Genomic DNA, 23684 nt, shown 5'->3' on the forward strand with positions numbered 1-23684 from the left:
AAAGTGGTATATTATAGATGAAGTCACTAGTAGGTATTACCAAATAGATTAGAAGGGAGAAGGGATGAAAGAAACTCAACTATTAAAAGGTGTTCTTGAAGGTTGTGTCTTGGATATGATTGGTCAAAAAGAGCGATATGGTTATGAGTTGGTTCAGACTTTGCGAGAGGCTGGATTTGATACTATCGTTCCAGGAACTATTTATCCTTTGTTGCAAAAGTTAGAAAAAAATCAATGGATAAGAGGCGACATGCGCCCGTCGCCAGATGGTCCAGATCGGAAGTATTTTTCGTTAACGAAAGAAGGAGAAGATCGTGTCTCGGTCTTTTGGCAACAATGGGACGATTTGAGTCAAAAAGTAGAAGGAATTAAGAATGGAGGGTAAACCATGAAGAAAATGAAGTATTATGAAGAAACAAGCGCTTTGCTACATGAGTTTTCTGAGGAGAATCAAAAGTATTTTGAGGAACTGTGGGATAGTTTTAATCTTGCTGGATTTCTCTATGATGAGGACTACCTCAGAGAGCAGATCTATTTGATGATGTTAGATTTCTCAGAAGCAGAACGAGACGGAATGAGTGCAGAGGATTATCTAGGTAAGAATCCTAAAAAATTAATGAAAGAGATGCTCAAGGAAGCACCTCGCAGTTCTATCAAGGAGTCCCTTTTGACGCCAATTCTTGTCCTAGCGGTATTACGTTATTATCAACTACTAAGTGATTTTTCTAAAGGTTCTCTCTTAACAGTCAATTTGCTCACATTTTTAGGGCAACTTCTTCTTTTTCTGATTGGATTTGGACTTGTGGCCACAATCTTACGTTGGGGGCTAGTCCAAGATTCTCCTAAGATGAAAATTGGCACTTATATTGTCGTTGGAATTCTTGTTCTGCTAGTCGTTCTAGGATATGTAGGAATGGGAAGTTTCATACAAGAAGGAGCCTTTTATCTTCCTGCTCCCTGGGATAGTTTCCTTGTTTTTACGCTTTCTCTAGTCATCAGTATTTGGAATTGGAAAGAAGCGGTCTTTCGTCCCTTTGTCAGTATGATTGTTGCCCATCTTGTGGTAGGTTCTCTGCTTCGTTACTATAAGTGGATGGGAATTTCAAATGTTTTCCTTACAAAATTCATTCCTTTAGCTGTTCTTTTTATTGGTATTTTTCTCTTGTTCCGTGGGTTTAAGAAGATAAAATGGAGTGAAATATAGTCAAAAAGCCGTTGCAAAACGGTTTTTTGTTATAATGAAGGGAAGAATGTTAGAAATTTAAGGAGAAAAATTTGATGAGATACATAACTCTTGGTCAAGATGACAAAGAATTATCAGAAATTGTTCTCGGAATGATGAGAATAGAAGATAAGTCTGTAAAAGAAGTTGAAGAGCTTGTAGAAACAGCACTGTCTGTTGGAATCAATGCTTTTGACTTGGCTGATATTTATGGTCGTGGTCGTTGTGAAGAACTGTTAGGTCTTGTCCTAAAAAATCGTCCAGATTTAAGAGAAGAGATGTGGATTCAGTCCAAATGTGGCATTCGCATAGAAGAATTTACCTATTTTGATTTTTCAAAAGAGTATATATTACAATCAGTTGATGGGATTTTAGAAAGATTGCAGGTTGATTATTTAGATAGCTTGCTTCTTCATCGACCAGATGCTTTGATGGAATCTGACCAAGTAGCAGAAGCATTTGATTTCCTTTATAAACAAGGTAAGGTTCGAAATTTTGGAGTTTCTAATCAAAATCCTATGATGATGGAGTTGCTTAAAAAAGATGTCAAGCAGCCGTTAGCTGTTAATCAGCTACAATTGAGTGCGGCTTTTACTCCAGGATTCGAATCAGGTTTTCATGTTAATATGGAAGGTAGTCAAGCAACTATGCGAGATGGCAGCATTTTTGAATATTGCAAATTACACGATGTGGTCATTCAAGCATGGTCTGTCTTACAATTCGGGTATTTTAAAGGGAATTTTGTTGGAAATGAGAAATTTCAAGCTTTAAATCAAGTACTTGATCGTTTAGCTATTAAATATGGAGTAACCTCTTCAACTATTGCCATTTCTTGGATATTGCGTTATCCAGCAAAAATGCAGGCAGTTGTAGGTACCACAAATCCTAAGCACTTGAGAGAAGTTAGCCAAGCGGCAAACTTTAGCTTAACAAGAAAAGAATGGTATGAAATTTATCTTGCTGCAGGGAATAATTTGCCGTAAGTAGAAGCAGATGTAAATAAATCACAGTCAAAAAGCCGTTTTAAAGCGGTTTTTTTGTTATAATGAAGGGGAGGATTATTGATATTAAAGGAGAAAAACATGACATTTGAAGAAATTCTACCTGGGTTAAAGGATAAGAAAAAATATGTACGAACTGGTTGGGGAGGTGCTGAAAACTATGTCCAACTTTTTGACACTATCGAGCAAAATGGGGTTGCACTTGAAGTGACACCCTATTTCCTAATCAACGTTTCTGGGGAGGGAGAGGGTTTTTCCATGTGGAGTCCGACACCTTGTGATGTTTTGGCGACGGATTGGGTAGAAGTGCATGACTAGACGTGTATTGATTACGGGAGTGAGTTCAGGGATCGGCCTGGCTCAGGCTCGACTTTTTTTAGAGAAGGACTATCAAGTTTATGGAGTTGACCAAGGTGAAAATCCACTCTTAGAGGGTGATTTCCACTTTTTACAGAGAGATTTGACCTTGAACTTGGAGCCTATTTTTGATTGGTGTCCTCAGGTTGATGTTTTGTGCAATACTGCTGGAGTTTTGGATGATTACAAACCCCTATTGGAACAATCAGCGCAGGAAATTCAAGAGATTTTTGAAATCAACTACGTTACTCCAGTAGAGTTGACTCGGTATTATTTGACCAAAATGTTGGAGAATAAAAAAGGATCCATTATCAATATGTGCTCCATTGCTTCTAGCCTAGCAGGTGGCGGTGGACACGCCTATACTTCTTCGAAGCACGCCTTGGCTGGCTTCACCAAGCAGTTGGCTCTAGACTATGCTGAAACTGGAATTCAGGTCTTTGGTATCGCTCCAGGAGCAGTCAAGACAGCTATGACCGCTGCAGATTTTGAGCCAGGTGGTTTAGCGGACTGGGTGGCTAGTGAAACGCCAATCAAGCGCTGGATTGAGTCAGAAGAAGTGGCAGAAGTCAGTCTCTTTTTGGCCAGTGGAAAGGCATCTGCCATGCAGGGACAAATTCTGACAATAGATGGTGGCTGGTCTTTGAAGTAGGAGGCGTTGAATGGAAATCAAAAATCACTTTGGAGTCTACGCTGTTTGCTTTGAAAATGGGAAGTTACTCTGCATTGAAAAAACGAGAGGCCCTTATCAACATCGGTATGATCTACCTGGAGGCAGTCAGTAACTTGGTGAAGGACTGACGGAAACGCTGACTAGAGAAGTTATGTAAGAGACGGGATTTAGTGTTAGAAGTTATTCCAAATAAAATGCATCGTCACTAGTTTTGAAGGTCAAAGCAGAGTTATTAGTATTTCCAGAATTGGACAAGACTTCTTACATGAATTGGAAGGTGAATGATGAAAAACCAACTTGCTCTTAGTGGCGAAAAACTTGATGAAAAAGTTTACCCACAACTATTTCACCACATTGGAATGATTCGTGGGGAATACTTGTTGAGAGAACTCAACCAAAACATACTACTACCAAGTTGCCAGAAATTTGTGAAAGATTATCTTGATACTATTTGCTCCCTGTACTCAGGTAAGGAAGTTTGGTATCGTTTTTCTGAATTAACGAATACAGAAGCTAATTGTCTAAAGGGGACTAAAGAGTATTTTGATGAAAATCATCCCTTGTTTGGATATAGAGGAACGAGGCGTTTGCTGGCGTGTCCGGATGAATTTCAGGCTGAAGCACATGTCGTTACAGAAGTTTATCAAAACAATCCCAATCTATCTGTTATCTTTCCTTTTGTCAATGATGCTGAGCAGTTAAAGCAAGCTATTACAGTATTGCGTCAGCAGGGTTTTACTGGGAAAATTGCCACGATGATTGAATTACCGTCAGCATATTTTGACTTGGACAGCATACTGGAAGCTGATATTTCAAAGATTGTAGTTGGAATGAATGATTTGACTTCTTTTGTTTTTGCCACTGTGAGAAACAGTCAATGGCATGATATGGAAAGTCCAATTATGTTAGATATGTTAATACAGATGCAGGATAAAGCAAGGATGGAAAAGATTGATTTTGCTGTAGCAGGCTATCTGAATACTTCTTTCATACAAAAAATGAATCAGATGGGTATCGAATGCATTATCCACTATAGTTCTATTCCAGAGATTTTTAATTTAGAGATTGACCATCCAGATCATCTTAAACACATAAAAGAAGAAAGTAAAAAATTACAAAGGAGCACCCATGACACCGCAAGAAATGTGGAATGACTACAAGAAAATTAACCCCTCTATAGGAGATGAAATCGATGCTTGGGCTTTTGGAGTGGAACCAGATCTTTTAGCAGATTTGGTTTTAAAAGGCGAAAAGACTGCAACAGCCTCAGCCTACGACCTCTATGCACTAGAAGCCGAGTCTCTTCCTCAAGAAGGGACCTTTGATGTCATTTTAGACAGTCAAAATCAGGCTGTCTGTATTGTCGAAATTACAAAGGTTTCTGTTGAATCCTTCAATCGAGTGTCAGCTGAACATGCCTATAAGGAAGGTGAGGGAGACAAATCACTTACCTATTGGCGTCAGGTTCATGAGAATTGTTTCGCCGAGTGGCTGAAAGAAGTAGGACTGACTTTTACACCTGAAAGCAAGGTTGTTTTAGAAGAATTTCGCAAGGTCTACCCACTGTAGACTATTAGAAGGAAGAAAGTTTTGGAAATCGCCGTCCAATCCTTTTTTCTCCAGCAAAACATGATATAATAAGTTTGTTTGAAGAAGAGCTCTAGCTCTTAAACTTAGATAGGAGAAAACTATGCAAGCAGTTGAACATTTTATTACGCAATTTGTTCCTGAACATTATGATTTATTTTTAGACTTGAGTCGTGAGACCAAGACGTTTTCAGGGAAAGTGACCATCACTGGTCAAGCACAGAGTGACCGCATCTCCCTCCACCAAAAAGACTTGGAAATCGCTTCTGCAGAAGTTGCAGGGGAAGCTCGTCCATTTACAGTTGACCATGAAAATGAAGCCCTTCATATTGAATTAGCTGAGGCTGGTCAAGTTAAAGTGGCTATCGCTTTCTCAGGAAAAATTACAGACAACATGACAGGGATTTACCCTTCTTATTACACAGTTGATGGAATCAAGAAGGAAGTTTTGTCTACTCAGTTCGAGAGTCATTTTGCGCGCGAAGCCTTTCCATGTGTGGATGAGCCAGAAGCCAAAGCAACTTTTGACCTCTCTCTACGTTTTGACCAAGCAGAAGGTGAATTGGCCTTGTCTAACATGCCAGAAATCGATGTTGAAAACCGTAAGGAAACAGGTATCTGGAAGTTTGAGACAACACCTCGCATGTCTTCTTACTTGTTAGCCTTTGTTGCGGGTGATTTGCAAGGTGTGACGGCTAAAACTAAAAACGGTACCCTTGTAGGTGTCTACTCAACCAAAGCCCACCCATTATCTAACCTTGATTTCTCACTGGACATCGCTGTTCGCTCAATCGAGTTTTACGAAGATTACTATGGAGTTAAGTATCCAATCCCTCAATCTCTCCATATCGCCCTTCCTGACTTCTCAGCTGGTGCTATGGAAAACTGGGGTCTTGTGACCTACCGTGAAGTTTGCTTAATTGTAGATGAAAACTCTACATTTGCCAGTCGTCAACAAGTTGCCCTTGTTGTGGCCCATGAATTGGCTCACCAATGGTTTGGCAATCTCGTTACTATGAAATGGTGGGATGACCTTTGGCTCAATGAAAGCTTTGCTAACATGATGGAATATGTCTGTGTGGATGCCATTGAGCCAAGCTGGAATATCTTTGAAGATTTCCAAACAGGTGGAGTGCCTCACGCTCTTGAACGAGATGCGACTGATGGTGTTCAGTCTGTCCACGTCGAAGTTAAACATCCAGATGAAATCAATACGCTCTTTGACGGAGCTATCGTCTATGCCAAAGGAAGTCGCCTCATGCACATGCTTCGTCGTTGGCTAGGTGATGCCGATTTTGCCAAAGGTTTGCATGCCTACTTTGAAAAACATCAGTACAGCAATACAATTGGTCGTGACCTTTGGGATGCTCTTGGTCAAGCGTCTGGCCGTGATGTTTCAGCCTTCATGGATTCTTGGTTGGAACAGCCTGGTTACCCAGTTCTCACTGTTAAAGTTGAAAATGATGTCTTGAAGATTTCACAAAAACAATTCTTCATCGGTGAGCACGAAGATAAGAACCGTCTCTGGGTTGTGCCACTAAACAGCAACTGGAAAGGTTTGCCTGATACACTCGAAACTGAAAGCATCGAAATCCCTGGCTACGCAGCCCTTCTTGCTGAAAATGATGGAGCTCTTCGTCTCAACACTGAAAATACAGCTCACTACATTACAGACTATCAAGGAGACTTGCTAGATGCTATTCTTGCTGACCTAGTTGAGCTTGATAATACAAGCAAACTGCAAATCGTCCAAGAACGTCGCTTGCTTGCTGAAGCAGGGCACATTTCTTATGCAGACTTGCTTCCAGTCTTTGATAAACTTGCTAAAGAAGAATCTTACCTTGTCGTTTCAGCTGTCTCTCAAGTAATTTCTGCCCTTGAGCGCTTTATCGATGAAGGAACAGAAGCTGAAAGAGCCTTCAAAGCCTTGGTTGCTAAATTGGCTCGTCACAACTATGACCGTCTTGGTTTTGAAGCTAAAGATGGCGAATCAGATGAGGATGAGTTGGTTCGTCAGTTGGCCATTTCTATGATGATTCGCTCAAATGATGCAGAAGCTAGTCAAGTCGCTAGCCAAATCTTCGAAGCTCACAAGGATCAGCTTGCAGGACTTCCAGCAGCTATTCGCTCACAAGTTCTGATCAATGAGATGAAACATCATGAGACCAAAGACTTGTTAGCACTTTATCTTGATACTTATACGCACGCAACAGATGCTGTCTTTAAACGTCAGTTGGCAGCCGCTCTTGCCTATAGTAAAGATGCGGACAATATCCAAACCTTGATTGCTGCTTGGAAGGACAAATTTGTGGTGAAACCGCAGGACTTGTCTGCTTGGTATTACCAATTCCTAGCTCACCAAGTAACTCAGGAAACAGCTTGGTCTTGGGCGCGTGAAAACTGGGCTTGGATTAAGGCAGCTCTTGGTGGAGATATGAGCTTTGATAGCTTTGTTATCCTTCCTGCTCACGTATTTAAGACTCAGCAACGTTTGGCAGAGTACAAGGAATTCTTTGAACCACAACTTTCTGACCTTGCTCTTAGCCGTAACATCGGTATGGGAATCAAGGAGATTGCAGCGCGTGTTGACTTGATTAACCGTGAAAAAGCTGCAGTGGAAGCAGTCGTTCTTCAATACGGAAACGCATAAATAAGCCTAGAATAAAAAGAAAACTCAGCTTTCTCATGTAAAATGCAGAGAGTTGAGTTTTTTTTTTAGGCAAATTTGGTATAATGGTTTTAATAAGGAGGAGTTTCTCATGATAAAAATCTTATTAGTTGAGGATGACCTAGGCCTGTCAAATTCAGTATTTGACTTTTTAGACGATTTTGCGGATGTTATGCAGGTATTTGATGGGGAAGAAGGTCTCTACGAAGCTGAGAGTGGAGTCTATGATTTGATTTTGCTCGATTTGATGTTACCTGAAAAAAATGGCTTCCAAGTCTTGAAAGAATTGCGTGAAAAGGGGATTACGACTCCAGTTCTGATCATGACTGCCAAGGAAAGTTTGGATGACAAGGGACATGGATTTGAACTGGGAGCAGATGATTATCTGACCAAACCTTTCTACCTAGAAGAACTCAAAATGCGGATTCAAGCCCTTCTCAAACGTTCAGGTAAATTTAATGAAAACAGCTTGACTTATGGAAATATTGTGGTTAATTTGTCAACCAATACCGTTAAAGTCGAAGATACTCCTGTCGAATTGTTGGGGAAAGAGTTCGATTTATTAGTTTATTTCCTTCAAAATCAAAATGTTATTTTGCCTAAGACTCAGATTTTTGATCGTCTATGGGGATTTGATAGTGATACAACGATTTCGGTTGTTGAAGTCTATGTTTCAAAAGTCCGTAAGAAATTAAAAGGAACCACTTTTGCAGAGAATTTGCAAACCTTGCGTAGTGTTGGGTATATTTTAAAAGATGTTCAGTAAACTAAAAAAAACATGGTATGCGGATGACTTTAGTTATTTTATTCGCAACTTCGGTGTCTTCACCCTGATTTTCTCTACCATGACTCTGATTATTTTACAGGTCATGCACTCGAGTCTTTATACTTCGGTGGATGATAAGCTTCATGGGCTGAGTGAAAATCCTCAAGCAGTTATTCAGCTTGCTGTAAATAGGGCAACAGAAGAGATTAAAGATTTAGAGAATGCCGCTACAGATACTAGCAAGACTGAGGTGAAACCCAATGTCAGTTCCAATACGGAGGTTATTCTTTTTGATAAGAATTTTACCCAGCTCCTTTCTGGAAATCGATTTTTGGGATTGGATAAGATTAAGTTAGAGAAAAAAGAACTAGGTCATATCTATCAGATTCAAGTTTTTAATAGCTATGGACAGGAAGAAATCTATCGCATGATTTTGATGGAAACGAATATTAGTTCGGTATCAACCAATATCAAGTATGCCGCTGTCTTGATAAATACCAGTCAGTTGGAGCAGGCCAGTCAAAAGCATGAGCAATTGATTGTGGTTGTGATGGCAAGTTTCTGGATTCTGTCTTTGCTTGCCAGTCTCTATCTAGCTAGGGTCAGTGTTCGTCCTCTGCTTGAGAGCATGCAGAAGCAACAGTCCTTTGTGGAAAATGCCAGTCATGAGTTACGAACTCCACTTGCAGTTTTGCAAAATCGTTTAGAGACCCTTTTCCGTAAGCCAGAAGCTACCATTATGGATGTGAGTGAAAGCATTGCATCTAGTTTGGAAGAAGTCCGAAATATGCGTTTTTTGACGACGAACTTGTTGAATTTAGCTCGTAGAGATGATGGGATTAAGCCGGAACTAGCAGAAGTTCCAACTAGTTTTTTCAATACGACTTTCACAAACTATGAGATGATTGCTTCTGAAAATGACCGTGTCTTCCGTTTTGAAAATCGGATCCATCGAACTATTGTCACAGATCAGCTTTTACTAAAACAACTGATGACCATCCTATTTGATAATGCTATCAAATATACTGAGGAGGATGGTGAAATTGATTTTATGATTTCAGCGACTGATCGTAATCTTTATTTGCTAGTTTCCGACAATGGAGTCGGTATTTCAGCAGAAGATAAGAAGAAAATTTTTGATCGTTTTTATCGAGTGGACAAGGCTAGAACCCGTCAAAAAGGTGGTTTTGGTTTAGGATTATCCCTAGCCAAACAAATTGTAGATGCCCTAAAAGGAACCATTACTGTTAAAGATAATAAACCAAAGGGAACAATCTTTGAAGTGAAGATTGCCATCCACACACCATCTAAAAAGAAAAAATAAAAATATCGCTCCAGACGGGGCGATATTTTGGATTTATCTTCTACGTTTTCGTTTGATGATAGACCGTTGAACTTTTAAAACAAGTAAGCTGGATCCGATTGCTGCGGCAAATGCAAGAGCAGGTGATAATTTTAATGCTAAAAAGATAAAACTAAAGATAGCAATACAGATACAAAAAACAGCGATATTAACAAAAAATAGGATTTCCTTGAGATTGGCATCAGATTGCGCTTCAGGTGTATAATCTTGATAGCGAGGAACCTGCTGACTTAATTCTTCTTGATAGTCTACCTCATAGGATTGTAATTTTCTTACGGGCATTATTCTCTCCTTAACAGTACATACCTATTTTATCATTTTTTCAGCAGAGAATTATTACAGAAAGGTTACAAAAAGAATAAAGTCCCTTTTCAAAATCACTTTTCTTGACACCATAATGTGAAAATGATAGGATGGATGGACACCAAATACTTATTAATATTCATAATTGCTTATATTATCAAGGAAATAGAGCTACCAAATGATTCTTTTTTACGAAAATGTGTTTCCTTATTTTCTTGATTTTATTTAATTTGATTAGTGAGATTTGTTTTGAATACAGAGACAGATTTTCTGTCTCCTATTTTTATAGTAGTAGGGTGTCTAATCGATACCTCTTGAAAAGTTAAAGGAGATAAGCATGTATCTTGCTATCAAAGAAATATTACAAAACAAACTTCGATATAGTTTGATTTTAACTACCATTTTTCTTATCGCTTTCATGGTCTTTTTTATGACCAGCTTAGCTCTTGGTCTTGTGCGAAACAACCGAGCCGCTATTGATAATTGGCAAGCGACGGGTGTGGTTTTATCTGACTACGCAAATGATAATTTGACGGCATCTTTTATTCCTGAAAAGGATTATAAGGATAAGAGTTCTAAAGAGGCAGCTCCACTGGGTTATATGTTCGCTGTGACCAATCTAGTCGGTGATAGTGAAAAGGTCAATGTTTCCATCTTTGCTCAGGAGTGGGACTCTTTTATTTCACCTAGTTTGAAGGAGGGGCGTTATCCTGAAGGGGACGATGAGGTGGTTGTGGATCAGTCCTTTGAGAATTATGGAATCAAGCTAGGTGATGCCATTCAACTCAATGGAAGCGAAGTAAGTTACAAGATTGTAGGGCTGACTCAAGGAAATAAATTTTTTACTGAGCCTGTTGTCTTTTCGAGTTTGACAACTTATTGGACCTTACAAGGAACTTTAAAATCTAATAAATCGATCTCTGCCTTGGTATTGAAAAATGATATAGAATTGGCTGGCGATGGATTGAAACAGATTTCCATCCCAAAAATGATTTCGAAAATTCCTGGTTACACACCTCAAGTTAATGTATTTTCAGGGATGATTCTTGCTATGATTATCATTACAGGCTTGATTGTGGGTATATTTGTTTATATCATTACCATACAAAAACTAGGACTTTATGGAATAATGCGGGCTCAGGGAATACAGATCAAAACTATTGTATGGTCTCTTTTCTGTCAAATCTTCTTCCTAGCTGGTATGGGGATCGCTTTAGCCTTGCTTGCTATTGGAGGAGTGATTTTAGTCTTGCCAGCTACCTTCTTTTTCTACCCAAGTTGGTTAGCCTATTCTGTCCTAAGCTTGGTGATTTGTTTGATGGCCATGCTAGGTGGTGTCATTTCACTTCCACGCTTGCTAAAGGTGGACCCGATTACTGCGATTGCAGAATGATAAGGAGAATAGTATGACAGCATTGATTGAAATGACTCAAGTGACAAAAACCTACGGGGAAGGAAAGATGAAAGTCGTAGCCCTGCATGAGACGAATTTTCAGCTAAATGCAGGAGAGTTCGTAGCTATCGTTGGGCCTTCAGGTTCTGGAAAGACGACTTTTCTAACGACTCTAGGACAACTTCAGGAAGCATCGAGTGGAAAGATTTTGGTAAAGGGGAAGGAAACAGGTAGTTTGACGGAGAAGGAGAAAACAGACCTCCGTTTTAGAGAGTTTGGCTTTATTCTTCAGGCTTCAAACTTAATTCCTTTTCTAACGGTCAAGGAACAGCTGGATTTGATTGACAGACTAGATAAGGGAAAAAATAGTAAAAGTGATCGAAAAGAGTTACTTGACTTGTTGGATTTGGAAAAGGTACAAGATCAGTATCCCAAGGCTTTATCAGGTGGCGAATGTCAACGGGCCGCAATTGCTAGAGCACTTTATAACAATCCAAGCATCGTTCTTGCAGATGAGCCGACAGCCAGTCTGGATACCCAGCGTGCTTACCAAGTAACGGAGATGTTGGCTGCCATTGCCCACGAACAAGGTAGAGGAGTTATCATGATTACACATGATACACGACTTCTTGATAAGGTTGACCGTATTTATGTTATGAATGATGGTTACCTAGTTGAAAAATCACTTACATAAAATGAGAGTGAACTGTGCTAGTTACTGTTCACTTTTTAATTGCAAACCTTAAAAAATGACTTTGCCTTTTTTAGAAAATTCCCAGTATTCATAGCTGATTTTTGAGAAATGTGGTATAATTTTTCTTATGGAAAAGATTATCATTACAGCAACTGCTGAAAGTATTGAACAAGTTAAACAACTGCTCGAAGCTGGCGTAGACCGTATCTATGTCGGTGAGAAAGATTTTGGCCTTCGTCTGCCAACAACCTTTAGTCATGACAAATTGCGTGAAATTGCTAAGGTGGTTCATGAAGCAGGTAAGGAATTGATTGTTGCGGTTAACGCCCTCATGCACCAAGATATGATGGATCGTATCAAGCCTTTCTTAGACTTTTTGGAAGAAATCCAGACAGACTACATTACGATTGGGGATGCAGGTGTCTTTTACGTTGTCAACCGCGATGGTTATTCCTTTAAGACCATCTATGATGCTTCAACTATGGTGACAAGCAGTCGCCAGATTAACTTCTGGGGACAAAAGGCTGGCGCATCTGAGGCTGTTTTGGCGCGTGAAATTCCATCAGCTGAACTTTTCAAAATGCCAGAGATTTTGGAAATTCCTGCTGAAGTTTTGGTTTACGGAGCTAGCGTTATCCATCATTCTAAACGTCCGCTCTTGCAAAATTACTATAACTTTACGCACATCGATGATGAAAAGACGCGCAAGCGTGACCTCTTTTTGGCTGAGCCAAGTGACCCTGAGAGCCATTATTCCATTTTTGAAGACAATCATGGTACCCACATCTTTGCCAACAATGACCTTGATTTGATGACCAAATTGACAGAATTGGTGGAGCATGGTTTCACTCACTGGAAACTAGAAGGGCTCTACACTCCAGGTCAGAACTTTGTTGAGATTGCAAAACTCTTTATCCAAGCGCGTAGCTCGATTCAAGAGGGTAACTTTAGCCATGACCAAGCTTTCTTGCTGGATGAGGAAGTACGCAAGTTACACCCTAAGAACCGTTTCCTTGATACAGGATTCTATGATTACGATCCTGACATGGTTAAATAAAGTAAATGATTCGTTGAGAGAAGGAAGATGCAAACATTTCTTCTCTCAATTTTTCATATTCTCCAATATTTTCAAAGAATTAGTAGGATAGGATGCTCTATTTGATGGGATTTTTAAGACAAGTAGTGTTCTTGAGTTTGAAAATTATCCCATGTTTGCAGGTGCCAAATGGCCCTTTTTTTGGTATAATTTTTTATAATGAAAATGATTGGTAATCGCTATGTTGTGGTGGATTTAGAGGCAACTAGCACAGGTAGTAAGGCTAAAATTATCCAAGTGGGAATTGTTGTGATTGAGGACGGAAAAATCGTTGATCACTATACGACAGATGTCAATCCACATGAACCTTTGGATGCTCATATCAAAGAACTGACAGGATTGACAGACCAACGTCTGGCGCAAGCACCTGATTTTTCGCAAGTTGCTAGAAAAATCTTTGACTTGGTGGAGGACGGGATTTTTGTAGCCCATAATGTTCAGTTTGATGCTAATCTCTTGGCGGAAAATTTATTTTTTGAAGGCTATGAACTAAGAAATCCTCGTGTTGACACGGTCGAATTGGCTCAGGTCTTTTTCCCTGAACTGGAAAAATATAGCTTGCCGATATTGTGTCGAGAATTAGGAATTCCTCTAAAACATGCTCACACAGCCCTTTCAGATGCCCAAGCTACAGCGGAATTACTTCTTTTTTTACGAGAAAAGATGACCCAGCTTCCTAAAGGTCTCTTGGAACGCTTGCTGGAAATGGCTGACGCCCTCCTATACGAGTCCTACCTGCTTATTGAAGAAATTTATCGAAACAAATCTATCCTGAGTTCACCAGACTTGGTCGAAGTTCAAGGACTGTATTTCAAGAAAACTGGAGCTCCCCTGGAGCCACGAAAACTATCCCAAGATTTTTCTAAAAATATTTCTCTGTTAAATCTTGAAGTGAGGGAGGAGCAAGAAAGTTTTGCTAAAGAGGTTGGCTTGCTATTGAAAGATGAGCCTGTCTCATTAATTCAAGCACCGACAGGGATTGGGAAAACCTATGGCTATCTCTTATCCGCTTTATCTCAAGCCAAAGAGCGTCAAATTGTTCTTAGTGTTCCGACAAAGATTCTTCAAAATCAGATCATGGAAGAAGAAGGTAAACGTCTTAAGGATGTGTTCCATATAGATATTCATAGTTTAAAGGGACCACACAATTATCTGAAGTTGGATGCCTTTTATCGTTCCTTGCAGGAAAATGATGAAAATCGCTTATTTAGACGCTTTAAAATGCAACTCTTGGTCTGGCTGACTGAGACAGAGACAGGAGATTTTGATGAAATTGGTCAACTCTACCGTTACCAACATTTTCTAACAGATCTTCGTCATGACGGGAATTTATCATCTCAAAGCTTATTTGTGACGGAAGATTTTTGGAAACGTAGTCAAGAAAAGGCACAAACCTGCAAGCTTTTAGTGACCAATCATGCCTATCTTGTAACCAGACTGGAAGATAATCCTGAATTTGTCAGCGACCGTTTATTGATTATTGATGAAGTTCAAAAGATATTGTTGGCTCTAGAAAATCTGCTTCAAGAGACCTACGATATCCAGTCTATTATCGATTTGCTTGATAAGGCTTTACTGGAGGAGCAAAATAAGGTTCAGCAACGAATACTAGAAAGTATTCGCTTTGAGTGCTTCTACTTGATAGAACAATTTCAGTCTGGAAAATCTAGGAAAAATATCTTAGATTCTCTTGCCAATCTCCACCAGTATTTTTCAGAATTAGAGGTAGAAGGCTTTGAGGAGCTGGTTCGCTATTTTACAGCTGACCGAGACTACTGGCTTGAAGCAATTGAAACGAGTCAAAAGAAAATTCAAATTTCTTCTACGAAATCAGGACGTATTCTCCTATCTTCTTTAGTGCCTGATTCATGTCAAGTCTTGGGAGTGTCGGCTACTCTTGAGATTAGTCAGAGAGTTTCTTTGGCAGACCTGTTAGGCTATCCCGAAGCTAAATTTGTTAAGATTGAAGCTGGTAAAAAACAGGATCAAGAAGTGGTCTTGGTCAAAGATTTTCCCCTGGTAACAGAAACCTCCTTAGAAGTCTACGCCAAAGAGGTAACTGATTTGCTGATGGATGTTCAAGATTTCCAGCAACCTATTTTAGTTCTCTTTACTGCTAAAGACATGCTTCTAGCAGTGTCGGATTTACTTCCAGTTAGCCACTTGGCCCAGTATAAAAATGGGGATGTTCATCAACTGAAGAAACGCTTTGAAAAAGGTGAACAACAAATCCTGCTAGGTGCAGCAAGTTTCTGGGAGGGAGTTGATTTTTCAAGTCATTCTTTTGTGATTCAAATTGTACCAAGACTTCCTTTCCAAAACCCCCAAGAACCCTTGACGAAAAAGATCAATCAGGAACTAATTCAAGAAGGGAAAAATGCCTTTTATGATTATCAATTGCCAATGGCCATTATTCGTTTAAAACAGGCTTTAGGAAGAAGTATGAGACGTGAACACCAACGTTCCTTAACTCTGATTTTGGATAGGAGAATTGTCGGAAAGCGATATGGCAAACAAATTGTGACTTCTCTAGCAAAAGAAGCGATTGTTAAAACCGTCTCTCAATCCGAAGTTGATGAGGCTATTGATAAATTTTTAAATGAACTTTGATAAATAGTATTGTATGAAAGTATAAGGTTAGTATATATGAAACGTTCTCTCGACTCTAGAGTCGATTATAGTTTGCTCCTGCCAGTATTTTTCCTACTGGTTATCGGCGTGGTGGCTATTTATATAGCTGTTAGTCATGATTATCCAAACAATATTCTGCCCATTTTAGGGCAGCAGGTCGCCTGGATCGCCTTGGGGCTTGTGATTGGTTTTGTGGTCATGCTCTTTAATACTGAATTTCTTTGGAAGGTTACACCCTTTCTATATATTTTAGGCTTGGGACTTATGGTTTTACCTATCGTCTTTTATAATCCAAGCTTAGTTGCATCAACAGGTGCCAAAAACTGGGTATCGGTAAATGGTGTTACCTTGTTCCAGCCGTCAGAATTTATGAAGATATCCTATATCCTCATGTTGGCTCGTGTGATTGTCCAGTTTACCAAAAAACATAAGGAATGGAGACGCACAGTTCCGCTGGACTTCTTGTTGATTTTCTGGATGATTCTCTTTACCATTCCAGTCCTAGTTCTTTTGGCACTTCAAAGTGACTTGGGGACGGCTTTGGTTTTTGTAGCCATTTTCTCAGGAATCGTTTTATTATCGGGGGTTTCTTGGAAAATTATTATCCCAGTATTTGTGACTGCTGTAACAGGAATTGCTGGTTTCTTAGCTATTTTTATCAGCAAGGACGGTCGGGCTTTTCTCCATCAACTGGGAATGCCGACCTACCAAATCAACCGTATTTTGGCTTGGCTCAATCCTTTTGACTTTGCCCAAACAACCACTTACCAACAGGCTCAAGGACAGATTGCCATTGGAAGCGGTGGCTTATTTGGACAAGGGTTTAATGCTTCGAATCTGCTTATTCCAGTTCGAGAGTCGGATATGATTTTCACGGTTATCGCAGAAGATTTTGGCTTTATTGGCTCTGTCCTTGTTATTGCCCTTTATCTCATGCTGATTTATCGTATGTTGAAGATTACTCTTAAATCAAATAATCAGTTCTACACCTATATTTCCACAGGTTTGATTATGATGTTACTCTTCCATATCTTTGAGAATATCGGTGCCGTGACAGGTTTGCTTCCTTTGACTGGGATTCCCTTGCCTTTTATTTCGCAAGGAGGATCGGCTATTATCAGTAATTTAATCGGTGTTGGCTTGCTTTTATCGATGAGTTACCAGACTAATCTAGCTGAAGAAAAGAGCGGAAAAGTTCCATTCAAACGGAAAAAGGTTGTATTAAAACAAATCAAATAAGGAGAAAATCATGGTAAAAGTAGCAGTTATGTTGGCTCAGGGCTTTGAAGAAATTGAAGCTTTGACAGTTGTGGATGTTTTGCGTCGTGCAAATATTACTTGTGATATGGTTGGTTTTGAAGAGCAAGTGACGGGTTCGCATGCAATCCAAGTAAGTGCAGACCGTGTTTTTGATGGTGATTTATCAGACTATGACATGATTGTTCTTCCTGGAGGTATGCCTGGTTCTGCACATTTGCGCGATAATCAGGCCTTGATTCAAGAGTTGCAAAGCTTTGAACGAGAAGGGAAGAAACTGGCAGCCATTTGTGCGGCGCCAATTGCCCTCAATCAAGCAGGGCTATTGAAAAACAAGCAGTACACTTGCTATGATGGCGTTCAAGAGCAAATCTTTGATGGTCAATATGTAAAGGAAACAGTAGTGGTAGATGGTCATTTGATAACCAGTCGAGGCCCCTCAACAGCCCTTGCCTTTGCCTACGAGTTGGTGGAGCAATTAGGAGGAGACGCAGAGACTTTACGAACAGGAATGCTCTATCGAGATGTCTTTGGTAAAAATCAGTAAAACGGGAGTCAAACTCTCGTTTTTTATGTGGAAAACTCAGGGAAATCATCGCTTTTTTCATAAAAAAATGCTATAATGAAGGGTATGAAATATCACGATTATATCTGGGATTTAGGTGGAACTTTACTGGATAATTACGAAACTTCAACAGCTGCATTTGTTGAAACATTGGCATTGTATGGCATCACACAAGACCATGACAGTGTCTATCAGGCTTTAAAGGTTTCTACTGATTTTGCGATTGAGACATTCGCTCCCAACTTAGAGAATTTTTTAGAAAAATATAAGGAAAATGAAGCCAGAGAGCTTGAACATCCGATTTTGTTTGATGGAGTTTCTGATTTATTGAAAGATATCTCCAATCAAGGTGGCCGTCATTTTTTGGTTTCTCATCGAAATGATCAGGTCTTGGAAATTTTAGAAAAAACCTCTATAGCAGCTTATTTTACAGAAGTGGTGACTTCTAACTCAGGCTTTAAGAGAAAACCAGATCCTGAATCCATGATTTATTTAAGAGAAAAATATCAAATTAGTTCAGGCCTTGTCATTGGTGATCGACCGATTGATATCGAAGCCGGGCAAGCTGCAGGACTAGCTACCCACTTGTTTACCAGTATCGTGAATTTAAGACAAGTATTAGACATGTAAGAAAAAGGAATAAGATGACAGAAGAAATCAAAAATCTGCAGGCACAAGATTATGATGCCAGTCAAATTCAAGTTTTAGAGGGCTTAGAGGCTGTTCGTATGCGTCCAGGGATGTATATCGGGTCAACTTCAAAAGAAGGTCTTCACCATCTAGTCTGGGAAATTGTTGATAACTCAATTGACGAGGCCTTGGCAGGATTTGCTAGCCATATTCAAGTCTTTATTGAGCCAGATAATTCGATTACAGTTGTTGATGATGGACGTGGTATCCCAGTCGATATTCAGGAAAAAACAGGTCGACCTGCCGTTGAGACTGTCTTTACTGTTCTTCACGCTGGAGGAAAGTTTGGCGGTGGCGGATATAAGGTCTCAGGTGGTCTTCACGGAGTGGGGTCCTCAGTTGTTAACGCCCTTTCAACTCAATTAGATGTTCATGTCCACAAAAATGGTAAGATTCATTACCAAGAATACCGTCGTGGTCATGTTGTCGCAGACCTTGAGGTGGTTGGAGATACGGATAAAACTGGAACAACAGTTCACTTTATACCGGATCCAGAAATTTTCACTGAAACAACAACTTTTGATTTTGATAAATTAAATAAACGGATTCAAGAGTTGGCCTTTCTAAATCGTGGTCTTCAAATCTCCATCACAGATAAGCGTGAGGGGCTAGAACAAACTAAGCATTACCACTATGAAGGTGGGATTGCTAGCTACGTTGAATATATCAACGAGAACAAGGATGTTATCTTTGATACACCAATTTACACAGATGGTGAAATGGATGATATCACGGTTGAAGTAGCCATGCAGTACACAACGGGTTACCATGAAAATGTCATGAGTTTCGCCAATAATATTCATACCCATGAAGGTGGAACGCATGAACAAGGTTTCCGTACAGCCTTGACACGTGTTATCAACGATTATGCTCGTAAAAATAAGTTACTGAAAGACAATGAAGACAACCTAACAGGGGAAGATGTTCGTGAAGGATTAACTGCTGTTATCTCAGTTAAACACCCAAATCCACAGTTTGAAGGACAAACCAAGACCAAATTGGGAAATAGCGAAGTGGTCAAGATTACCAATCGTCTCTTCAGCGATGCCTTCTCTGATTTCCTTATGGAGAATCCTCAAATTGCAAAACGCATTGTAGAAAAAGGAATTCTAGCTGCTAAGGCTCGTGTGGCTGCCAAGCGTGCGCGAGAAGTCACTCGTAAAAAATCTGGTTTGGAAATTTCCAACCTTCCAGGGAAACTAGCAGACTGTTCTTCTAACAATCCTGCGGAAACAGAACTCTTCATCGTCGAAGGAGACTCAGCTGGTGGATCAGCAAAATCTGGTCGTAACCGTGAATTTCAGGCAATTCTTCCAATCCGCGGTAAGATTTTGAACGTTGAAAAGGCAAGTATGGATAAGATTCTAGCTAACGAAGAAATTCGTAGTCTTTTCACAGCGATGGGAACAGGATTTGGTGCAGAATTTGATGTTTCAAAAGCCCGTTACCAAAAACTTGTTTTGATGACCGATGCCGATGTCGATGGAGCCCACATTCGTACTCTTCTTTTAACCTTGATTTATCGTTATATGAAACCAATCCTAGAAGCTGGTTATGTTTATATCGCCCAACCTCCAATCTATGGTGTCAAGGTTGGAAGCGAGATTAAAGAATATATCCAGCCAGGAGCAGACCAAGAAATTAAACTCCAAGAAGCCTTAGCCCGCCACAGTGAAGGTCGTGCCAAACCAACTATTCAGAGGTATAAAGGTCTTGGTGAAATGGACGATCATCAGTTATGGGAAACAACCATGGATCCCGAGCATCGCTTGATGGCTAGAGTTTCTGTGGATGATGCTGCAGAAGCAGATAAAATCTTTGATATGTTGATGGGGGATCGAGTAGAGCCTCGTCGTGAATTTATCGAAGAAAATGCCGTCTATAGTACACTTGATGTCTAAAAAATCGGGAGAAGTAGTTCCCTTGGTCTAAAAAATATGATATAATCATTACGATTGTTTCAAGTAAAAAAGGAGTTTAATATGTCTGATAGTCTAGTAGTATATCTTATAATTGCAATTGCAATTATATTGCTGATTTCATATGCTATAGCAATTTATGTACGGAAACGCAATGAAAGTAAATTAGCAATTTTAGAAGAGAAAAAAGAAGAGCTGTACAATCTTCCAGTTAATGATGAAGTTGAAGCTGTAAAAAATATGCACTTGATTGGACAAAGTCAAGTGACTTTCCGTGAATGGAACCAAAAATGGGTTGACCTATCTCTTAACTCTTTTGCCGATATCGAAAATAATCTTTTCGAGGCAGAAGGTTATAACAATTCATTCCGTTTTTTTAAGGCTAGTCATCAAATTGACCAAATCGAGAGCCAAATTACCTTGATTGAAGAAGATATTGCGGCAATTCGCAATGCCTTGGCAGATTTGGAGAAACAAGAATCTAAAAACAGCGGTCGTGTTCTTCATACCTTGGACTTGTTTGAAGAGTTGCAACACCGAGTGGCTGATCATTCTGAAGAATATGGCCAAGGTTTATCTGAAATCGAAAAACAATTGGAAAATATCCAATCAGAGTTTTCTCAGTTTGTTACTTTGAACACTTCAGGTGACCCAGTAGAAGCTGCTGTGATTTTGGATAATGCTGAAAATCATATCTTGGCTTTGAGTCACATTGTTGACCGCCTGCCAGCGATTGTAAAAACATTATCTAAAGAGCTACCTGATCAATTGGAAGATTTGGAGGATGGTTACCGTAAGCTTTTAGATGCTAACTATCATTTTGCTGAAACGGATATTGAATCTCGCTTCCAATTGCTTTATGAATCTTTGAAGAAAAACCACGAAAATATTGCACAATTAGAGTTGGATAATGCTGAGTATGAAAATACTCAAGTTCAAGAAGAAATCAATTCACTCTATGATATCTTTACACGAGAAATCGCTGCTCAAAAAGTAGTAGAAGGCTTAGTTGCAACTCTTCCTACATATTTGAAACACATGAAAGATAGTAATGCTGTTTTAGTGGAAGATATTCAACGATTGAGTAACAATTACCTACTATCTGAAACGGATGTTAGTCATGTTCATAGATTACAAGCTGAGTTAGAATCTTTAGAAGAATCTGTATTGGAACTAACTTCTGAACAAGAGGAACATTCTGAACCTTATTCATTCCTTGAAGAACGTTTGGAAAACTTACAAGCTACTTTGAAGGAAATTGAAGATGAACAAGTTGAGGTTAGTCAACGTCTTGCTCAGATTGAAAAAGATGATATCAATGCTCGCCAGAAGGCAAATGTTTATGTTAATCGTCTTCACACAATTAAGAGATATATGGAAAAACGCAATCTTCCAGGTATTCCTCAGAATTTCTTACAGTTGTTCTTTACAGCAAGTAACCATACTGAAGAGTTGATGGCTGAACTAGAAGAAGCTCGGGTCAATATAGAAGCTGTGAACCGGATGCTTGAAATTGCAACAAATGATATGGAAGCACTTGAAGAAGAAACATATAATATTGTTCAATATGCAACGTTGACAGAACAATTGCTACAGTATTCGAACCGTTATCGCTCATTTGATGAACGAATTCAAGAAGCTTTTAATGAATCATTAGAAATTTTTGAAAAAGAATTTGATTATCATGCTTCATTTGATAAGATTTCGCAAGCTTTGGAAGTTGCAGAACCAGGTGTAACCAACCGTTTTGTCACTTCATACGAAAAAACACGTGAGACGATTCGTTTCTAACATAATAAAAAAGATTTGGTTCTGTGATAAGCAGCACCAAATTTTTTTTATTTATTTATAGTTTTTAAAAATGCCCAGTTACCAATTGATTTTGACCCATATTCTAAGTCCATATGGTCCAGTAATACATAATCGTTTTTTTCGTAGAATGAGGTATTTCTAGCTGTACTAGTTATGAGTCCCAAGTGTTTACAGCCTTTTGATTTGACATAAGGTTCAATCCCTTGTGTCAGAAAAGTACTGCCTATTCCCCGCCCCTTACTTTCTATATTGACAGCTAAAGCCATCAAATACCAATCAAACTCCCCTGATTGTTCTAAATGCTTTTTGGAACGTTTTACAAAGTCAAAGTATTTAAGGAGATTTTGTGGTCGAATGTAGCGAAAAATGTTTGTTCCTCCATTTCGTAGATAGGATAGTATACAGAAATCTTTTTGTTGCAAAAGGGCGACTGCAAGTAAGTCTCCATCCTGTTCCGCAATTAAACAGTTTCCCTTCTTAATATAGACTCTAGTAAGCAGAATTTGCAACGTTTCTACAAAAGCAGGATAGGAGTCAGGTTTCTTCAAATCATCAGTTATAATCGTTAAAAAGGGATAGTCAAGAAAGGAATTGGCTAATAATTTTCCAATTTTTTCGCTTTCTTCAATTCTTGCCTCTCTATATATGATGTCTCCCATGTTTGTCTCCTTAATTATCTACAAAATCTTGTATGACAAGATTTTATAGATAAAAAATTGGAGATGATTTAAAAAGCTAAATAAACCTAATTTTGTTCCATAAGGTTCAAAGCACTTTCTAATCTCTCCAAGATTTTATTTGGTTGGAATCGAAATTCCAATTAATTTTTCTGAATAGAGGGTTTTGATATTGGCCTCATCAATAGAGTCCTTATCAATTTTACGTTTCAAGAAAAATTCTTGAATAGCTTCGATTTCAGGTTCTCGAATAGCGCGGTGTTTGTTTGAGATGAGGATTTCATAGTGAAGCGGAGCTTGGGTAAAAATAACATCGGTATTCCCTGCAGAATAGACCTCAACAAGGGTTGCGTCTGTACTTTCTAGCTGGCTTTTAACAAGTTGCGAGTGTGAGTTTGTCGTATTGATTAGCTTCATAACATTTCCTCCGATTTTCTAATTCTATTATAGCACTTTTTGAATAAAGTGGCTGGATTTAGTCAATCTTATGCTGTTTTTTCCATGATTGGATTGCCCATTTATGGCTACCACGTTTGAGATTTTCAATAGCTTCATCAATAGGGAACCAGGCAATATGATTAAAGTCTTCTAGTGGCTTTTGCACTTCTTTGAAAGAAGTTGCTTCATAGAGGTAGGCAGGATTGTAGTAGTAGGTGTCACGATGACGAGAGTAGAAATATTCGTCAGCTTGTCCGTAATAGGCACCAATTTCAGCTGTGAAGCCAAGCTCTTCAATCAATTCACGTTTTAGGGCTTCCTGATGGTTCTCACCAGCTTCAATTTCGCCACCTGGTAGGAACCAAGCGCCATTGGGTGCTTGAACAAGAACAATTTGTTTTTGTTCAGCATCAGGTATAACTGCATATACGCCATAGCGTGAAACATAGTCTGTATTCGCTTTTTTTTCTCCGAAAGTTGGGTTTGCCATTGCATTTTCCTCATTATCTATTATCTTTATTATTATCTTAATGGACAAAGGCCTAGCTGTCAAGAATTTATAGTTATTTTAG

The 23684-nt window shown here is 39.2% G+C and carries 23 protein-coding genes and 1 pseudogene; 20 read left to right on the plus strand and 4 right to left on the minus strand.

The window, feature by feature from the left end:
- Nucleotides 1-64: 64 nt before the first annotated feature.
- The 11 genes and pseudogenes from ADJ60_RS01550 (at nucleotide 65) to ciaH (ending at nucleotide 9598) form a co-directional block, all read left to right on the plus strand.
- The gene (locus ADJ60_RS01550) at nucleotides 65-385 is read left to right on the plus strand and encodes a PadR family transcriptional regulator (RefSeq protein WP_000665421.1); all 321 of its coding nucleotides are present in this window, start codon (nucleotides 65-67) and stop codon (nucleotides 383-385) included.
- A gap of 3 nt (nucleotides 386-388) precedes the next feature.
- Complete coding sequence (locus tag ADJ60_RS01555; protein WP_000738387.1) at nucleotides 389-1204, plus strand: hypothetical protein; 816 nt, start codon at nucleotides 389-391, stop codon at nucleotides 1202-1204.
- A 74-nt stretch (nucleotides 1205-1278) separates the two neighbouring features.
- Nucleotides 1279-2205, plus strand: a complete 927-nt coding sequence (locus tag ADJ60_RS01560) for an aldo/keto reductase (RefSeq protein ID WP_049542973.1) — start codon at nucleotides 1279-1281, stop codon at nucleotides 2203-2205.
- 99 nt (nucleotides 2206-2304) lie between these two features.
- Nucleotides 2305-2541, plus strand: a complete 237-nt coding sequence (locus ADJ60_RS01565) for a DUF2829 domain-containing protein (RefSeq protein ID WP_000141924.1) — start codon at nucleotides 2305-2307, stop codon at nucleotides 2539-2541.
- The gene (locus ADJ60_RS01570; RefSeq protein ID WP_049542975.1) at nucleotides 2534-3232 is read left to right on the plus strand and encodes a 3-oxoacyl-ACP reductase; all 699 of its coding nucleotides are present in this window, start codon (nucleotides 2534-2536) and stop codon (nucleotides 3230-3232) included. The genes ADJ60_RS01565 and ADJ60_RS01570 overlap by 8 nt, the downstream gene beginning before the upstream one ends.
- Before the next feature lie 10 nt (nucleotides 3233-3242).
- Nucleotides 3243-3560: pseudogene (locus ADJ60_RS01575) on the plus strand (NUDIX domain-containing protein).
- On the plus strand, nucleotides 3538-4407 hold the full coding sequence (locus ADJ60_RS01580) for a putative PEP-binding protein (RefSeq protein WP_049542977.1): 870 nt from the start codon (nucleotides 3538-3540) through the stop codon (nucleotides 4405-4407). Before ADJ60_RS01575 ends, ADJ60_RS01580 begins: the two are co-directional and overlap by 23 nt.
- Complete coding sequence (locus ADJ60_RS01585) at nucleotides 4382-4822, plus strand: ASCH domain-containing protein (protein WP_049542979.1); 441 nt, start codon at nucleotides 4382-4384, stop codon at nucleotides 4820-4822. The genes ADJ60_RS01580 and ADJ60_RS01585 overlap by 26 nt, the downstream gene beginning before the upstream one ends.
- Nucleotides 4823-4943: 121 nt before the next feature.
- Nucleotides 4944-7490, plus strand: coding sequence for a M1 family metallopeptidase (locus ADJ60_RS01590; RefSeq protein WP_049542982.1), 2547 nt, complete (start codon nucleotides 4944-4946; stop codon nucleotides 7488-7490).
- Between the two features lie 109 nt (nucleotides 7491-7599).
- Nucleotides 7600-8274: a two-component system response regulator CiaR gene (gene ciaR, locus ADJ60_RS01595; protein ID WP_049542984.1), complete on the plus strand. Its 675-nt coding sequence runs from the start codon at nucleotides 7600-7602 to the stop codon at nucleotides 8272-8274.
- Nucleotides 8264-9598 carry a two-component system sensor histidine kinase CiaH gene (gene ciaH, locus ADJ60_RS01600; RefSeq protein WP_049542987.1) on the plus strand — a complete coding sequence of 445 codons (1335 nt, stop codon included), beginning with the start codon at nucleotides 8264-8266 and terminating at the stop codon, nucleotides 9596-9598. Before ciaR ends, ciaH begins: the two co-directional genes overlap by 11 nt.
- Nucleotides 9599-9631: 33 nt before the next feature.
- Here ciaH and ADJ60_RS01605 read toward each other — a convergent pair whose 3' ends face one another.
- The gene (locus ADJ60_RS01605) at nucleotides 9632-9919 is read right to left on the minus strand and encodes a DUF3270 domain-containing protein (protein ID WP_049488701.1); all 288 of its coding nucleotides are present in this window, start codon (nucleotides 9917-9919) and stop codon (nucleotides 9632-9634) included.
- Between the two features lie 358 nt (nucleotides 9920-10277).
- Here ADJ60_RS01605 and ADJ60_RS01610 point away from each other — a divergent pair, with 358 nt between their 5' ends.
- The 9 genes from ADJ60_RS01610 to ezrA all read left to right on the plus strand — a co-directional run bounded on the left by ADJ60_RS01610 (nucleotide 10278) and on the right by ezrA (nucleotide 21976).
- Nucleotides 10278-11333, plus strand: a complete 1056-nt coding sequence (locus ADJ60_RS01610; protein ID WP_049542989.1) for an ABC transporter permease — start codon at nucleotides 10278-10280, stop codon at nucleotides 11331-11333.
- A gap of 13 nt (nucleotides 11334-11346) precedes the next feature.
- Nucleotides 11347-12027, plus strand: a complete 681-nt coding sequence (locus tag ADJ60_RS01615; RefSeq protein ID WP_049542991.1) for an ABC transporter ATP-binding protein — start codon at nucleotides 11347-11349, stop codon at nucleotides 12025-12027.
- A 127-nt stretch (nucleotides 12028-12154) separates the two neighbouring features.
- Entirely contained in the window at nucleotides 12155-13084 is a 930-nt protein-coding gene (locus tag ADJ60_RS01620; protein ID WP_049542993.1) for a peptidase U32 family protein, read from the plus strand.
- Between the two features lie 198 nt (nucleotides 13085-13282).
- Entirely contained in the window at nucleotides 13283-15733 is a 2451-nt protein-coding gene (locus tag ADJ60_RS01625; RefSeq protein WP_049542995.1) for a bifunctional DnaQ family exonuclease/ATP-dependent helicase, read from the plus strand.
- Nucleotides 15734-15769: 36 nt separating this feature from the next.
- Nucleotides 15770-16993: an FtsW/RodA/SpoVE family cell cycle protein gene (locus ADJ60_RS01630; protein WP_000830666.1), complete on the plus strand. Its 1224-nt coding sequence runs from the start codon at nucleotides 15770-15772 to the stop codon at nucleotides 16991-16993.
- Nucleotides 16994-17003: 10 nt separating this feature from the next.
- Nucleotides 17004-17558, plus strand: coding sequence for a DJ-1 family glyoxalase III (locus ADJ60_RS01635; protein WP_023946435.1), 555 nt, complete (start codon nucleotides 17004-17006; stop codon nucleotides 17556-17558).
- Between the two features lie 84 nt (nucleotides 17559-17642).
- Nucleotides 17643-18206 carry an HAD family hydrolase gene (locus ADJ60_RS01640; protein WP_004239328.1) on the plus strand — a complete coding sequence of 188 codons (564 nt, stop codon included), beginning with the start codon at nucleotides 17643-17645 and terminating at the stop codon, nucleotides 18204-18206.
- Between the two features lie 14 nt (nucleotides 18207-18220).
- The gene (gene gyrB / locus ADJ60_RS01645) at nucleotides 18221-20167 is read left to right on the plus strand and encodes a DNA topoisomerase (ATP-hydrolyzing) subunit B (RefSeq protein WP_000134056.1); all 1947 of its coding nucleotides are present in this window, start codon (nucleotides 18221-18223) and stop codon (nucleotides 20165-20167) included.
- A gap of 81 nt (nucleotides 20168-20248) precedes the next feature.
- Nucleotides 20249-21976, plus strand: a complete 1728-nt coding sequence (gene ezrA, locus ADJ60_RS01650) for a septation ring formation regulator EzrA (protein ID WP_049515687.1) — start codon at nucleotides 20249-20251, stop codon at nucleotides 21974-21976.
- 47 nt (nucleotides 21977-22023) lie between these two features.
- On the opposite strand, the gene ADJ60_RS01655 is transcribed toward ezrA, so the two are convergent.
- The 3 genes from ADJ60_RS01655 to ADJ60_RS01665 all read right to left on the minus strand — a co-directional run bounded on the left by ADJ60_RS01655 (nucleotide 22024) and on the right by ADJ60_RS01665 (nucleotide 23602).
- A complete protein-coding gene (locus tag ADJ60_RS01655; protein ID WP_004256539.1) occupies nucleotides 22024-22656 on the minus strand; it encodes a GNAT family N-acetyltransferase in 633 nt (210 codons plus the stop codon).
- Nucleotides 22657-22791: 135 nt separating this feature from the next.
- Nucleotides 22792-23091, minus strand: a complete 300-nt coding sequence (locus tag ADJ60_RS01660) for a DUF1827 family protein (RefSeq protein ID WP_000767189.1) — start codon at nucleotides 23089-23091, stop codon at nucleotides 22792-22794.
- Between the two features lie 58 nt (nucleotides 23092-23149).
- The gene (locus ADJ60_RS01665) at nucleotides 23150-23602 is read right to left on the minus strand and encodes an NUDIX hydrolase (protein ID WP_020902950.1); all 453 of its coding nucleotides are present in this window, start codon (nucleotides 23600-23602) and stop codon (nucleotides 23150-23152) included.
- Between the last annotated feature and the right edge of the window lie 82 nt (nucleotides 23603-23684).

It is taken from the genome of Streptococcus pseudopneumoniae (assembly GCF_001076775.1).
GTDB lineage: Bacteria > Bacillota > Bacilli > Lactobacillales > Streptococcaceae > Streptococcus > Streptococcus pseudopneumoniae_G.

What these genes read in the sequence shown, in the direction of transcription:
- ADJ60_RS01630 (WP_000830666.1), top strand. Translation starts at nt 15,770, where the DNA reads ATGAAACGTTCTCTCGACTCTAGAGTCGATTATAGTTTGCTCCTGCCA.
- ADJ60_RS01555 (WP_000738387.1), top strand. Translation starts at nt 389, where the DNA reads ATGAAGAAAATGAAGTATTATGAAGAAACAAGCGCTTTGCTACATGAG.
- ADJ60_RS01550 (WP_000665421.1), top strand. Translation starts at nt 65, where the DNA reads ATGAAAGAAACTCAACTATTAAAAGGTGTTCTTGAAGGTTGTGTCTTG.
- ADJ60_RS01655 (WP_004256539.1), bottom strand. Translation starts at nt 22,656, where the DNA reads ATGGGAGACATCATATATAGAGAGGCAAGAATTGAAGAAAGCGAAAAA.
- ADJ60_RS01620 (WP_049542993.1), top strand. Translation starts at nt 12,155, where the DNA reads ATGGAAAAGATTATCATTACAGCAACTGCTGAAAGTATTGAACAAGTT.
- ADJ60_RS01590 (WP_049542982.1), top strand. Translation starts at nt 4,944, where the DNA reads ATGCAAGCAGTTGAACATTTTATTACGCAATTTGTTCCTGAACATTAT.
- ADJ60_RS01610 (WP_049542989.1), top strand. Translation starts at nt 10,278, where the DNA reads ATGTATCTTGCTATCAAAGAAATATTACAAAACAAACTTCGATATAGT.
- ADJ60_RS01570 (WP_049542975.1), top strand. Translation starts at nt 2,534, where the DNA reads ATGACTAGACGTGTATTGATTACGGGAGTGAGTTCAGGGATCGGCCTG.
- ADJ60_RS01585 (WP_049542979.1), top strand. Translation starts at nt 4,382, where the DNA reads ATGACACCGCAAGAAATGTGGAATGACTACAAGAAAATTAACCCCTCT.
- ADJ60_RS01660 (WP_000767189.1), bottom strand. Translation starts at nt 23,091, where the DNA reads ATGAAGCTAATCAATACGACAAACTCACACTCGCAACTTGTTAAAAGC.
- ADJ60_RS01560 (WP_049542973.1), top strand. Translation starts at nt 1,279, where the DNA reads ATGAGATACATAACTCTTGGTCAAGATGACAAAGAATTATCAGAAATT.
- ciaH (WP_049542987.1), top strand. Translation starts at nt 8,264, where the DNA reads ATGTTCAGTAAACTAAAAAAAACATGGTATGCGGATGACTTTAGTTAT.
- ADJ60_RS01565 (WP_000141924.1), top strand. Translation starts at nt 2,305, where the DNA reads ATGACATTTGAAGAAATTCTACCTGGGTTAAAGGATAAGAAAAAATAT.
- gyrB (WP_000134056.1), top strand. Translation starts at nt 18,221, where the DNA reads ATGACAGAAGAAATCAAAAATCTGCAGGCACAAGATTATGATGCCAGT.
- ADJ60_RS01665 (WP_020902950.1), bottom strand. Translation starts at nt 23,602, where the DNA reads ATGGCAAACCCAACTTTCGGAGAAAAAAAAGCGAATACAGACTATGTT.
- ADJ60_RS01635 (WP_023946435.1), top strand. Translation starts at nt 17,004, where the DNA reads ATGGTAAAAGTAGCAGTTATGTTGGCTCAGGGCTTTGAAGAAATTGAA.
- ciaR (WP_049542984.1), top strand. Translation starts at nt 7,600, where the DNA reads ATGATAAAAATCTTATTAGTTGAGGATGACCTAGGCCTGTCAAATTCA.
- ADJ60_RS01640 (WP_004239328.1), top strand. Translation starts at nt 17,643, where the DNA reads ATGAAATATCACGATTATATCTGGGATTTAGGTGGAACTTTACTGGAT.
- ezrA (WP_049515687.1), top strand. Translation starts at nt 20,249, where the DNA reads ATGTCTGATAGTCTAGTAGTATATCTTATAATTGCAATTGCAATTATA.
- ADJ60_RS01580 (WP_049542977.1), top strand. Translation starts at nt 3,538, where the DNA reads ATGAAAAACCAACTTGCTCTTAGTGGCGAAAAACTTGATGAAAAAGTT.
- ADJ60_RS01605 (WP_049488701.1), bottom strand. Translation starts at nt 9,919, where the DNA reads ATGCCCGTAAGAAAATTACAATCCTATGAGGTAGACTATCAAGAAGAA.
- ADJ60_RS01615 (WP_049542991.1), top strand. Translation starts at nt 11,347, where the DNA reads ATGACAGCATTGATTGAAATGACTCAAGTGACAAAAACCTACGGGGAA.
- ADJ60_RS01625 (WP_049542995.1), top strand. Translation starts at nt 13,283, where the DNA reads ATGAAAATGATTGGTAATCGCTATGTTGTGGTGGATTTAGAGGCAACT.